The sequence below is a fragment of the Methylobacterium sp. WL19 genome, from assembly GCF_008040005.1.
GTDB classification, from domain to species: domain Bacteria; phylum Pseudomonadota; class Alphaproteobacteria; order Rhizobiales; family Beijerinckiaceae; genus Methylobacterium; species Methylobacterium bullatum.
This window is the reverse complement of record NZ_VRVC01000147.1, coordinates 1-11,935: the sequence shown is the minus strand read 5'-3', so window position 1 is coordinate 11,935 and position 11,935 is coordinate 1. Positions and strand designations below refer to the sequence as shown.

Sequence of the window (11,935 nt, the reverse complement as noted above, 5' to 3'; positions counted from 1 at the left end):
GGCGGCCGCGATGGTCGTCGGCACCCTGGCGCGGGGCGAGCCCTCCACCGCCCTGGTGGTCACCATGCACTTCCTCCAGCACGGGCTGATCCATGCGCGGGAACACTGGCCGCGGGCGATCGCCGACCGGCTCGGCCGCGCGGCGGTGGAGGACGGCGCGCTCATCAACGCCCTGCGGGTCGAGCCCGAGCTTGGCACCCCCGCCCGGGGCGGCCTGCCGGAGACGGTGGCGCGGGCGACAGTCACGGGCTGGCGCGTCAGCGGCCGGAAGATCTATTCCACCGGCAGCCCGGCCCTCACGCACGGCCTCGTCTTCGTCCGCACCGACGAGGCGGAGCCGCGCATCGGCAACATTCTCGTGCCCATGGCCTCGCCGGGCGTGCGGATCGAGGAGACCTGGGACCATCTCGGCCTGCGCGCCAGCGGCAGCCACGACGTGATCTTCGAGGATGTGGAGGTGCCGGCCGACCATGCGGTGGACCTTCGACCGCCCGAAGGCTGGCGCAAGGCCGACGCCGACCAGCAGGCCTGGAGCACCACGATGCTGTCGGCCCTCTATGACGGCGTCGCCCGCTCGGCGCAGGCCTGGTTCATCGCCTTCGCAAAAGACCGCAAACCCGGAAGCCTCGGCCAGAGCCTCGCCACCCTCCCGCGGTTCCAGGATGCCATCGGCGAGAACGAGCGGCTGCTCAGCCTCAATGCCCGCCTGATCCGGAGCGTCGCCGCGGAGGTGGACGGGGGCGCCTGCCCCTCCATCTCCGAATCCGGGTTCCTCAAGGCCACCGTCACCGAGAACGCGATCCAAGTGGTGCAGCGGGCCGTGGAACTCGCCGGCAATCCCGGCCTGTCGCGGGCGAACCCGCTGGAGCGGCACCTGCGCGACGTCCTGTGTGGGCGCATCCACTGGCCGCAGGCCGATTCGGTCCGCGTCTCCGCCGGCCGCACCGCCCTCGCGCTCTGACATCACCGCCCCTTCCGACACGGACAAGGAGATCGCAATGAGCTTCCTTCCAGCCGACGCCGTCGAGTTCATCGGCTTCGCCGCCCCGCGCTACACCTCCGAGACCCATGCGGCTTCGGGACCGGCCATCGACCGCGACTACCTGCGCCTGCTCGCCCAGGCGCATGAATGGGGCGGGTTCGACCGCATCCTGGTGGCCTTCTACGCGACCCAGCCCGACGCGCTGCTGCTCTCCGCCCAGATCGCGGCGGTGACCGACCGGATCGGCCTGATGATCGCCCATCGCACCGGATTCACCGCGCCGACGGTGGCCGCCCGCCAATTCGCGACCCTCGACCAGTTGACCGGCGGGCGCGTCGCCATCCACGCCATCAGCGGCGGCGACGACCGGGAGCTGGCGCAGGACGGCGACCACCTGACCAAGGACGAGCGCTACGCCCGCACCGACGAGTTCCTCACCATCGCCCGGCAGGTCTGGACCTCCGAGGCGCCGTTCGACTTTACCGGCGCGCATTACCGGATCGACCGGGGCTTCTCCGAGGTGAAGCCGGTGGACCCGCGCGGCATCCCGGTCTTCTTCGGTGGCGCCTCGCCCGCCGCCATCGGCGTCGCAGGCCGCCACGCCGACACCTACGCCCTGTGGGGCGAGAGCCTCGATCAGGTCCGGGAGGCGATTTCCAGGGTCCGGGCGGCGGCCGCCCCCCATGGCCGCGATCCCCGGTTCAGCCTGTCGTTCCGGCCGATCCTGGCAGCGACGGAGGAGGAAGCCTGGGCGAGGGCCGAGGACATCCTGGCCCGCACCCGCGCCACCCGCGCCGCCAGGGGTCTTGGGCCGGCGCCCGTACCGGATAACGAGGGTTCGCGCCGCCTGCTCGCGGCGGCCTCTCAGGGGTCCAGGCTCGACAAGCGGCTCTACACCGCCATCGCCAGGGAGACGGGCGCCTCGGGCAATTCCACCGCCCTGGTCGGCACGCCGGAGCAGGTGGCCGACGCCCTTCTCGATTACCACGACCTCGGGGTGCGGACCTTCCTGATCCGCGGGTTCGACCCGCTGGAGGACGCCATCGCGTATGGCCGCGACCTGATCCCCGCCTTCAAGCGGCTCCTCGCCCAGCGTGGCGCACGGGCGGAGGCCGCCTGATGCGCGCCCTCATCGCCCTCCTCGCCCTGCTGGCGTTCGCCGGCATCGCCCGCGCCGACGAAACGGTGCTCCGCGTCGGCGACCAGCGCGGCAATGCCCGCGCGCTCATGGAATCGGCCGGCGTCCTCGCCGACCTGCCCTACCGGCTCGAATGGAGCGAGTTTCCCGCCGCCGCTCCTCTCCTCGAAGCCCTCAATGCCGGGGCGATCGATGCCGGCGGCGTCGGCGACGCGCCCTTCACCTTCGCGGCCGCCGCCGGGGTTCCGGTGAAGGCCTTCGTCGCCTTCCGCAACAAGCAGGACGGCCTCGCGATCCTCGTCGCCAAGGATTCGCCGATCAGGAATGTGGCCGACCTGAAGGGCAAGAGCATCGCCACCAATCGCGGCTCCATCGGTCATCAAGTGGTGCTGGCCGCACTCGAAGAGGCGGGCCTGCCGGCCAATGCCGTGACCCTGCGCTTCCTGCCCCCGGCGGATGCCAAGATCGCGCTCGCCAGCGGCAGCGTCGATGCCTGGGCGACCTGGGAGCCCTACACCTCCACGGCGGAGCTCGCCGGCCTCGCCCGTGTCGTGCGCGACGGCAACGGCATCACACCGGGCCTGAGCTTCGCGGTGGCGTCCGACGCCGCGCTGAAGACCAAGCGGGCGCAGCTCGCCGATTTCGGCCGTCGTCTCGTCAAGGCACGGGAATGGGCGCTGAAGGACCCGGCGCCCTACGCGGCGGTCTGGTCGAAGCTCATCGGCCTGCCGGAGACCGTGCCTTTGCGCTGGTTCTCGCGGGCGGAGTATCGGGCGGTGCCCATCGACGACGCGGTGATCGCCGACGAGCAGCGCAACATCGACCTCTATGTCCGTTCCGGGCTGATCCCCGCCGCGCGGGCGCCGCGCGCCGAGCTCATCCTCGATCGGAGCTTCGAACCGGCCGCCGCTGCGGTACGTTGAACCGATTGCCGCCGAGGACCGGACCCATGCACGACCCTTCCGACCACGACCACGCCCATTCCGACGACGCGCACACGCACGACCACGAGGCGGCGCCCGCGACCGAGCGCTGGAAGCATGACGGCGTGCGGGTGATCCCCGGCGACAAGCTCGATTCCAACACCGCCCAGACGCCGGGCATGTTCCGGCAGGCGGCGATCAACCATGCCCGCGTCGGCGCGCAGAAGATCTGGGCCGGCACGGTGGCGATCGCCCCCGACGCCAAGACCGGAGTGCACCATCACGGCGCCCTGGAAAGCGTGATCTACGTGGTCTCCGGCCGCGCCCGCATGCGCTGGGGCGACAAGCTCGAATTCGTGGCCGAGGCCGGCCCCGGCGACTTCATCTTCGTGCCGCCCTACGTGCCGCACCAGGAGATCAACGCCGATCCGGACCAGCCGCTGAACTGCGTCCTGGTGCGCTCCGACAACGAGGCGGTGGTGGTCAACATCACCGATGTGGAACCCGTGGAACGCCCCGAGACGGTCCATTGGGTCGACCCGATCCACAAGCATCCCTGATTCCGCGCCCTAGCGAGAGACGCCGCTCCATGATCCATCGTCGCCACGCGCTGCGCGCCGCCGCCGCGCTGAGTCTTCTCGCCCTCGCTCCGGGACGCGTGCTCGCCGCCGAGCCGAGGACGCTGCGCATCGGCTACCAGAAATCCTCGACGCTGATCGCCCTGCTGAAGCAGGACGGCAGCCTGGAAAAGGCGCTGGAGCCCCTCAAGGTCGGGCTCACCTGGCACGAATTTACCAGCGGCCTGCCGGTGATGGAGGCGCTCAACGCAGGCCAGATCGACCTCTCCGCGGACGTGGCCGACACGGTGCCGATCTTCGCCCAGGCCGCCAATGCGCGGATCACCTATGTGGCGCAGGAGGCTGCCTCCCCCGCCGCGCAGGCCATCGTGGTGGGGGCCGACTCGCCCATCAAGACGGTGGCCGACCTCAAGGGCCGCAAGGTCGCGGTGACGAAGGGCGCCGGCAGCCATTACCTGCTCCTCGCCGCCCTGAAGGCGGAGGGGATTCCGTTCAAGGCGATCACGCCCGCCTACCTCACCCCTGCGGACGGGCGCACGGCGCTGGCCAGCGGCGGGGTCGAGGCCTGGGTCGCCTGGGACCCGTTCCTGTCGGCGGCCGAACTGCAATCGGGCGCCCGTATCCTGAAGGACGGCACCGGCCAGTCGCTGTACAAGCGCTACTACCTCGCATCGGACGACTACGCGGCCAAGCACGGCGACATCCTCGACATCGTCTTCGCCAAGCTGCGCGACACCGGAACCTGGGTGAAGGCCAACCCCGACGAGGCCGCCACCCGCCTCGGCGCCCTGTGGAAGCTCGACCCGGCCATCGTCGCCAAGGCCAATGCCCGCCGCACCTACGTGGTCGAGCCGGTGACCCGCGAGGGGCTCTCCGAACAGCAGACCATCGCGGACGCGTTCCGCGCCGAGGGCCTGCTTCCGCGCGCCGTCGATGCCTCGGCGCTCGGCATCTGGGCGCCGACCAAGTCCTGACCGGCGAACGAAAAATCCCGATGAGCCGGGCTCATCGGGATCGGGGCGTTCCTCAGCGCAGGAGAGACGAACTCACCACTTGTAGGAGACGCTCGCGACGATCTTGCGCTGCGTGCCGTAGAAGCAGGCGGTCGCGGACGAGCAGGACGAGACGAAGCGCTTGTCGCCGACATTGATCATGTTCACGGCGGCGCGCCATCCGGCGTAATCGTAATGCACCGCCGCGTCGAAGGTCACGTATTCGGGCACGATGAGGGTGTTGGCGACGTCCGCGTAGGACTGGCCGACATAGTTCACGCCGCCACCGAAACCGAAGCCTTTGAAGGTGCCCACCGGGATCGTGTAATCGGCCCAGAGCGAGGCGAGGGTCTGCGGGATGCCCACCGGAACCTTGCCGAGATCGAGGTCCGTCCCCTCGATGGTGCGCAGACCGTAGAGCGTATAGGCGGCCGTGAGGTTCAGGCCTTCGGCGAGGGTCGCCGTGGCCGAGAGTTCGAAGCCGCGCGAACGCACCGAACCGATCTGAAGATTGGTGAAGAGGCTGACCGGGTTCGGCGTCAGCGTGTTGTTGCGGACGAGATCGAAGGCCGCGAAGGTGAAGAGCGTGTTCCAGCCGACGGGCTGGAACTTGGCGCCGATCTCGACCTGTTCACCCGTCTCCGACTTGAACGGCCGGTTTTGCGCGTCGGCGCCCGGCGTCGGATTGAAGGACGTCCCGTAGGTCACGTAGGGCGCCAGCCCGTTGTCGAGATTGTAGATGAGGCCGAGCCGGCCGGTGAAGGCGCTCTCGCTGATCTGGGTCGATGTGCCCGACGGGATCTTGCTGTCGATGGTGTTGTCGACGAAGTCCTGGCGACCGCCGATGAGGAAGGTCAGGCGTTCGGTGAGCGCGATCTGATCCTGCGCGTAGAGGCCGACCTGCTGGAGTTGCTGATTCAGCACGCGGTAGGGAGCGGGCGCGACCGCCGTCTGGAAGTAGCGCGGGAACAGGATGTTGAGATTCGGCGCCTGGGCGGGGAACGGGGTGGAAGCCTGGTTGTCCGAGAAGCTGTAGCGCTTGTAATCGACGCCCATCAGCACGGTGTGCCCGAACGTTCCATCGTTGAACCGGGCCTCGGCCTGGTTGTCGACGGTGAAGATCCCGGCGCGGGGCGTCGTCAGGAAGCCGTAGCGGGCGAGATTCGTCTGGGACGTGTCGCCCAAGGCGTAGCCGTTGGCGACGTAGCGGGAATCCGAGACTTCCGTGAACGAGTAGCGGAAGTTCTGGCGCACGGTCCAGACGTCGTCGACATGATGCTCGAACTCGTAGCCGAGATTGGCCTGGTTGCGGGTGTAGCGGTCCACCAGCGGATCGCTGGCGTTGAGCTTGCGGTCGATCCTGAGACCGGAAGCGTTGGTCCGCACGGTCCCGAAATACGGAAGGAACTGGCCGGCCCCGCCGGTCTCGTCGCGCTGGAAGCTCGTCAGCACCGTGAAGGTGGTGGCACCGTCGGGCTTATAGGTGAAGCTCGGGGCGATGTAGTAGCGGTCCTCCGGCGCGAAATTCACCTGGGCGTCGCCGTTCTGGAAACGGCCGGTCAGCCGGTAGAACCAGTGTCCGGACTCGTCCACCGGGCCACCGAGATCGAAGGCGGCATAGCGCTGGCTGAACGAGCCGCCGCCGAGTTCGAGGTAGCGGAGCGGCTCGAGGGTCGGACGCTTGGAGACGATGTTGACGAGGCCGCCCACGGGGCTGCCGCCGAACAGGGTGGCGGCGGGGCCGCGAATCAGCTCGATGCGTTCGGCGCCGAACGGGTCGACGCGGAAATTGGCGAAGCCGGTCTGGAACAGCTGGAGCCCGTCGCGGAACAAGCCGGATTCGGTGGCCGAGAAGCCGCGGATCAGGAACCAATCGAGGCGCGTGTCGGGGCCGAACTGGTTGGCGTAGATGCCCGGCGTATAGCGCACGGCCTCCGACAGGGTCTGGGAGCCCTGCGCCTTGATCTGATCGGCACCGACGACGCTGATCGATTGCGGCGTGCGGATGATCGGCGTGTCGGTCTTGGTGGCCGTGGCGCTGCGCGTGGCGACGTAGCCGTCCACCGGGCCACGGGCGGTCTCGGGCGCGCGACGACCATTCCCGACACCCGTGCCGTTCCCCGCGCCCGATCCTTCGACGCTCAGCGTATCGAGGGTCACGGCCCGTTCCTGCGCCGAACCGGCTCCCGTCAGGGCGAGGACCATGATCGACACCCCGGCCGCGAGGACGGCGGAACGGGCGAATGGGGACGACGGCATGGACGGCCTGGCTCCGGATGACGGGCAGCAGAACGGGCTCGCCCAAGTGGCGAGACGAGGCCTGCAGTGCTCTTTAGAATTATGATAAACTACTGTAATACAACATGTATTCGCCCTTCCGCCGTAGCTTTCGGCTCAGGCGGTGGCAAGATACCGAACACTCTTCGTCACTCGCCGTTGCTGCTTCGACACAGGCCGCGCAGGTTGCAATGCTTGTTCGCACTCAGCCTGCTGGAGATGCCGGTGGCGGCAACGATGCGGGATTGGGGCGTGAGCCAGCGGATCGAGGGTGTGGACCGGATGAGGGCCGGGGCCCATTCTCGACGCGACGCTTTGCGTGGCGGAGTGCGGCCTGTTCTGATGACGGCCGACGGAGCCCATCCCCGGCGCGACGGGCCGGGGATGGGGTGACGGGTGAAGACCTTACTTCAGGCGGTCGGCGGCCCAGGCGATATGGTCGTCCATGAAGGTCGAGATGAAGAAGTAGGAGTGATCGTAGCCCTCGCGCATGTTCAGCGTGAGGGGGATCCCGGCCTTCTTGCAGGCCTCTTCGAGGAGCCAGGGGCGCAGGCCGTCTGCCAAGAAGCTGTCGGCCGTGCCCTGGTCCACGAGGAACTCCGAGAAGCGCTTGCCGTCCTCGATCAGGGCGGTCGCGTCATGCGCGCGCCAGGCCGCCTCGTTGGTCCCGAGATACTTCTCGAAGGCGGGCTTCGACCATCCGGCCGTGGAGGGCTGGGCGATGGGCGCGAAGGCCGAGCAGGACTTGAAACGGTCGGGATAGGTGAGCGCGATGGTCAGCGCGCCATGGCCGCCCATGGAATGGCCGAAGATGCCCTGCCGGGTCATGTCGGCCGGGAAGTTCTCGGCGATGAGGGCGGGGAGCTCCTCGGTGACGTAGCTCCACATCCGGTAATTGGCGGCGTAGGGCGCCTCCGTCGCGTCGACATAAAAGCCGGCGCCCGAGCCGAACTGCCAGTTGCCGGCCTCGTCCGGAATGTCCGCGCCGCGCGGGCTGGTATCGGGCGCCACGATGATCACGCCATGCTCGGCGGCGGCGCGGCGGTACTCGCCCTTGTCCATGACGTTGGCATGGGTGCAGGTGAGGCCGGACAGGTACCAGAGCACCGGCACCGGGCCGTTCTCGGCCTGCGGCGGCACGAACACCGCGAAGGTCATGGGACAGCCGGTGGTCTTGGCATCGTGCTTGTAGACACCCTGCGTGCCGCCATGGGCGCGGGCCTTCGAAATGGTTTCCATGCGGTGATCTCCTGATGGGCGATGGTCGGTGCGGGCTCTTCCCTCCCCCCTCTGCGGGGGAGGGTGGGCCTCGCGTCAGCGAGGGTCGGGAGAGGGGAGCGCCGTATCCGGAGAGGGGGCCCCTCTCCCGCCTGCTCCGCAGGCACCCTCCCCCGCAGAGGGGGGAGGGTCGAGGCGTTTCGTCTCGATGGGATCAGTAAACCACCACCGAGCGAATCGACTTGCCCTCGTGCATCAGGTCGAAACCGTGGTTGATGTCTTCGAGCGGCATGGTGTGGGTGATCAGGTCGTCGATGTTGATCTTGCCCTCCATGTACCAGTCGACGATCTTCGGCACGTCGGTGCGGCCGCGGGCGCCGCCGAAGGCCGAGCCCTTCCAGACGCGGCCGGTGACGAGCTGGAACGGACGGGTGGAAATCTCCTTGCCGGCCTCGGCCACGCCGATAACGATCGACTCGCCCCAGCCGCGATGGCAGCATTCCAGCGCCTGGCGCATGACGTGGACGTTGCCGGTGCAATCGAACGAGAAGTCCGCGCCGCCGCCGGTGACGTCGAGGATCGCCGAGACCACGTGATCGTTGCCGACCTCCTTCGGGTTGATGAAGTGGGTCATGCCGAATTTGCGGGCCATCTCCTGCTTGTCCGGGTTGATGTCGACGCCGATGATCTTGTCGGCACCGACCATCCGGGCAGCCTGGAGAACGTTGAGGCCGATGCCGCCCAGACCGAACACCACGACGTTGGCGCCGGGCCAGACCTTGGCGGTGTAGATCACCGCGCCGATGCCGGTGGTGACGCCGCAGCCGATGTAGCAGATCTTGTCGAAGGGAGCGTCTTCGCGGATCTTGGCGAGCGCGATGGCCGGCAGGACCGTGAAGTTCGAGAAGGTCGAGCAGCCCATGTAGTGGAACAGGGTGTTCGCTCCATTCGGGCTGCCGCCGGTGGAGACGCAGGAGAAGCGCGAGGTGCCGTCCGGCATCACGCCCTGGCCCTGCGTGGAGCGGATCGCCGTGCAGAGGTTGGTGCGCTGCGACAGGCAGGACTTACAGCTGCGGCATTCCGGGGTGTAGAGCGGGATGACGTGATCGCCGACCTTCAGGTCCGTGACCCCGGCGCCGAGCTCGCGGACGATGCCCGCGCCCTCGTGTCCGAGGATCGCCGGGAACTTTCCCTCGGAATCGAGGCCCGACAGCGTATAGGCATCGGTGTGGCAGATGCCGGTGGCCATCAACTCGATGAGGACTTCGCCGGCCTTGGGGCCTTCGATGTCGATGGTTTCGATGGTGAGGGGCTTCTTGGCCTCCCACGCGACCGCAGCGCGCGTCTTCATGTCATTATTCTCATGTCTGGACGATCACGGACGGTGTCGAACTGCCGACTCTTCGACTTCGCCTCATCCAGGGGAGGGCAAGCCGAACGGCCCGAAAATCTGTTTCGTGCAATGATGGTTCTGGAGACGAGATGCAACGCCCTCGGGCCGCGCGGGAGGTCGCGTCGCCCCTGTGTTGTCGCGGAAGCATACCCGCCGGCGCCTCAGCGATAGCCCGCGGCCTGCAGTTCGAACAATTCGGCGTAGCGCCCACCCCTCGCCTGGAGTTCCTCGTGGGTTCCGGCCTCGATGACCTTGCCCCCGTCGAGGACGAGGATGCGGTCGGCCATGCGCACGGTGGAGAACCGGTGCGAGATCAGCACGCAGCTGCGCCCCCGGCTGAGATCGCGAAAGCGCTGGAACACCTCGAACTCGGCGCGGGCGTCGAGGGCGGCGGTGGGCTCGTCGAGGATCAGGATCTCGGCCTCGCGCATATAGGCCCGGCTGAGCGCGATCTTCTGCCATTGGCCGCCGGAGAGGTCGACACCGTCGGCGAAGCGCTTGCCGAGCGGCTGGTCGTAGCCGAGCGGCAGGCGTTCGATCACGCCGTCGGCGAGGCTGCGCCCGGCGGCACGGGCGATGCGGGCGGCGTCGTCCCGCTCGTCGATGCGCCCGACGGCGACGTTCTCGGCGGCGGTGAAATCGAAGCGCACGAAATCCTGGAAGATCACGCCGATTCGGGCGCGCAGGTCGTCGAGGTCGTAATCGGAGAGCGGTCGGCCATCGAGCAGCACACGGCCCTCGGTGGGGTCGTAGAGCCGGGTCAGGAGCTTGACGATCGTGGTCTTGCCGGCCCCGTTCTCACCCACCAGGGCGAGCACTTCCCCGGCGGCGAGGCGGAAGCTCAGGGACCGGACAGCCCAGGTCTCGGTGCCGGGATAACGGAAGCCGACCTCCTCGAAGACGATGCCCTCGGTGATCGGCTGCGGGAACGGCACGGGCCGCTCCGGCGAGCGGATCAGCGGCACCACCTCGAAGAACGAGAACAGGTCTTCGAGATACTGCGCCTGCGAGGAGATCTGCGAGAAGCCGAGCAGCAGGCCCTCGATCAGGCCGCGCAGGCGCTGGAACGAGCCGGCGAGGAAGGCGAGATCGCCGATGGAGAAGGCGCCCGCCACCGTGCGCCAGACGATGGTGGCATAGGCCGCGTAGTAGGCGAGCGTGCCCAAGGCCGCGAAGAGGCCGCCCCAACCGGCCCGGCGGATGGCGAGGGAGCGGTTGTCGGCCAGGAGCTTGGCGGCCACGATCCGGTAGCGTTCGGCGATATAGGCGTTGAGGCCGAAGAGCTTGACCTCCTTGGCCGATTCCACGCTGGCCCCGAGATAACGCAGATAGTCGATCTGCCGCCGCTCCGGGGTGCGGGTCCAGGCGAGGCGATAGCCCTGCCGGTTGAAGTAGAGTTCGTTGAGGAAGGCCGGGACGAGGGAGCCGGCGAGCAGCAGGATCAGCCAGGGAGCGTAGGCGGCCAGACCGATCCCGAAGGCGACGAGCGTGATGAGATCCTGCCCCTGCCCGAAGAGCTGGAACAGCAGGTTGGAGCGCCCGGTCACCTGCCGGCGGGCGCGCTCCAGCCGGTCCTGCTGGGCGCTGTCCTCGAATTGCTCAAGGTCGAGGGCGGCGGCGTGGCGCATCAGCCGCAGGGTGGCGGCATTGGCGTAGCGGTCCGCGACCAGCCCGTCGGTGAGGGTGCTCAGCCGCCCGAGCAGATCGGACAGGATGGCGAGGCCGAGCTCCACCGCGACGAGGCCGGCGAGACGCCTGAGGGCCGGGTCCGCCATCCAGCCGGCGATGCCGGTTCCTGCGGGATGGGGCCGGGCGTGTTCGGCGACGATGGCGTCGAGGATGAGCTTGCCGAGATAGAGCATCAACACCGGCAGGCTCGCCCGCGCGAGACGCAGAGCGACGCTCGCCATCAGCAGGCGCGGGCTCGCGGCATAGACGAGGCGAAACAGCGCCGGCAGGTAGCGCATGGCGCCCACGCGCTCGACGACGAACCGGTTCAGCGAGGCAGCGAGGGAGGCGGTGGACATCGCGGCGGACCATGACCGGAGCGGCCCCGTCCGTCGATGCGTCGTAGAGTGCTCAGTCACCGTCCGCGACAGTGATGCCGCGACCGCCTCATGCGACGCGTGGTTTCAGACGATGCGCTTCGTGACGCAGACGCCTGAGGACATCGGCCAGGACGGCAAGACTTTGGTTTCTCTCCCATGTTAGCGTCCCGCGTGTATTGTGCGCGTGAGGCGGGTTGGATGCTCAGCGGTTCGACTCTTCTACGGGTGGTGGTGCTCTTCGTCGTGGCGGCGGCGCTGGCGGGCCTGGTCCAGGCCTTCTGGCCACAGGGCAGCGACGATCCGGCGGCGCCGGTGCAGCGCACCGAGCCGACCAAGGTGACTCCGCCACAACCCGCGCCCCCGCCGCCCGAGCGTCGTGCGGAGCC

Annotated in this window: 10 protein-coding genes and 1 pseudogene; 7 read left to right on the top strand and 4 right to left on the bottom strand. The window is 68.5% G+C overall.

Annotated features, from left to right (window positions below):
* From FV220_RS21605 to FV220_RS21585, 5 genes are all read left to right on the top strand, one after another.
* A partial coding sequence (locus tag FV220_RS21605) for an acyl-CoA dehydrogenase (RefSeq protein ID WP_147833172.1) occupies window positions 1-961 on the top strand: 961 nt, incomplete at its 5' end.
* Window positions 962-998: 37 nt separating this feature from the next.
* Window positions 999-2,102 (top strand): LLM class flavin-dependent oxidoreductase, encoded by a 1,104-nt coding sequence (locus tag FV220_RS21600; protein ID WP_147833171.1) that lies wholly within the window; start codon window positions 999-1,001, stop codon window positions 2,100-2,102.
* The gene (locus FV220_RS21595; protein ID WP_147833170.1) at window positions 2,102-3,043 is read left to right on the top strand and encodes an ABC transporter substrate-binding protein; all 942 of its coding nucleotides are present in this window, start codon (window positions 2,102-2,104) and stop codon (window positions 3,041-3,043) included. Before FV220_RS21600 ends, FV220_RS21595 begins: the two co-directional genes overlap by 1 nt.
* Window positions 3,044-3,069: 26 nt before the next feature.
* Window positions 3,070-3,603: a cupin domain-containing protein gene (locus tag FV220_RS21590; protein ID WP_056147551.1), complete on the top strand. Its 534-nt coding sequence runs from the start codon at window positions 3,070-3,072 to the stop codon at window positions 3,601-3,603.
* Window positions 3,604-3,632: 29 nt separating this feature from the next.
* Window positions 3,633-4,595, top strand: coding sequence for an aliphatic sulfonate ABC transporter substrate-binding protein (locus FV220_RS21585; RefSeq protein WP_147833169.1), 963 nt, complete (start codon window positions 3,633-3,635; stop codon window positions 4,593-4,595).
* Window positions 4,596-4,667: 72 nt separating this feature from the next.
* On the opposite strand, the gene FV220_RS21580 is transcribed toward FV220_RS21585, so the two are convergent.
* Window positions 4,668-6,872, bottom strand: coding sequence for a TonB-dependent siderophore receptor (locus FV220_RS21580; RefSeq protein ID WP_147833168.1), 2,205 nt, complete (start codon window positions 6,870-6,872; stop codon window positions 4,668-4,670).
* A gap of 213 nt (window positions 6,873-7,085) precedes the next feature.
* On the opposite strand from FV220_RS21580, the gene FV220_RS21575 reads away from it, so the two are divergent.
* The gene (locus tag FV220_RS21575; RefSeq protein ID WP_147833167.1) at window positions 7,086-7,283 is read left to right on the top strand and encodes a hypothetical protein; all 198 of its coding nucleotides are present in this window, start codon (window positions 7,086-7,088) and stop codon (window positions 7,281-7,283) included.
* A gap of 12 nt (window positions 7,284-7,295) precedes the next feature.
* Here FV220_RS21575 and fghA read toward each other — a convergent pair whose 3' ends face one another.
* The 3 genes from fghA to FV220_RS21560 all read right to left on the bottom strand — a co-directional run bounded on the left by fghA (window position 7,296) and on the right by FV220_RS21560 (window position 11,528).
* Window positions 7,296-8,129 (bottom strand): S-formylglutathione hydrolase, encoded by an 834-nt coding sequence (gene fghA / locus FV220_RS21570; protein ID WP_147833166.1) that lies wholly within the window; start codon window positions 8,127-8,129, stop codon window positions 7,296-7,298.
* A 193-nt stretch (window positions 8,130-8,322) separates the two neighbouring features.
* Window positions 8,323-9,459 (bottom strand): S-(hydroxymethyl)glutathione dehydrogenase/class III alcohol dehydrogenase, encoded by a 1,137-nt coding sequence (locus tag FV220_RS21565; RefSeq protein WP_018041895.1) that lies wholly within the window; start codon window positions 9,457-9,459, stop codon window positions 8,323-8,325.
* 203 nt (window positions 9,460-9,662) lie between these two features.
* Window positions 9,663-11,528 (bottom strand): ABC transporter ATP-binding protein, encoded by a 1,866-nt coding sequence (locus tag FV220_RS21560; protein WP_147833165.1) that lies wholly within the window; start codon window positions 11,526-11,528, stop codon window positions 9,663-9,665.
* A gap of 177 nt (window positions 11,529-11,705) precedes the next feature.
* Here FV220_RS21560 and FV220_RS21555 point away from each other — a divergent pair.
* Window positions 11,706-11,935 (top strand): annotated as a pseudogene (locus tag FV220_RS21555) (hypothetical protein); the annotation flags it as partial.

Coding starts and splice junctions, on each gene's coding strand:
- FV220_RS21595 (WP_147833170.1), top strand. CDS start 2,102: ATGCGCGCCCTCATCGCCCTCCTCGCCCTGCTGGCGTTCGCCGGCATC.
- FV220_RS21565 (WP_018041895.1), bottom strand. CDS start 9,459: ATGAAGACGCGCGCTGCGGTCGCGTGGGAGGCCAAGAAGCCCCTCACC.
- FV220_RS21585 (WP_147833169.1), top strand. CDS start 3,633: ATGATCCATCGTCGCCACGCGCTGCGCGCCGCCGCCGCGCTGAGTCTT.
- FV220_RS21590 (WP_056147551.1), top strand. CDS start 3,070: ATGCACGACCCTTCCGACCACGACCACGCCCATTCCGACGACGCGCAC.
- FV220_RS21580 (WP_147833168.1), bottom strand. CDS start 6,872: ATGCCGTCGTCCCCATTCGCCCGTTCCGCCGTCCTCGCGGCCGGGGTG.
- FV220_RS21560 (WP_147833165.1), bottom strand. CDS start 11,528: ATGTCCACCGCCTCCCTCGCTGCCTCGCTGAACCGGTTCGTCGTCGAG.
- FV220_RS21600 (WP_147833171.1), top strand. CDS start 999: ATGAGCTTCCTTCCAGCCGACGCCGTCGAGTTCATCGGCTTCGCCGCC.
- fghA (WP_147833166.1), bottom strand. CDS start 8,129: ATGGAAACCATTTCGAAGGCCCGCGCCCATGGCGGCACGCAGGGTGTC.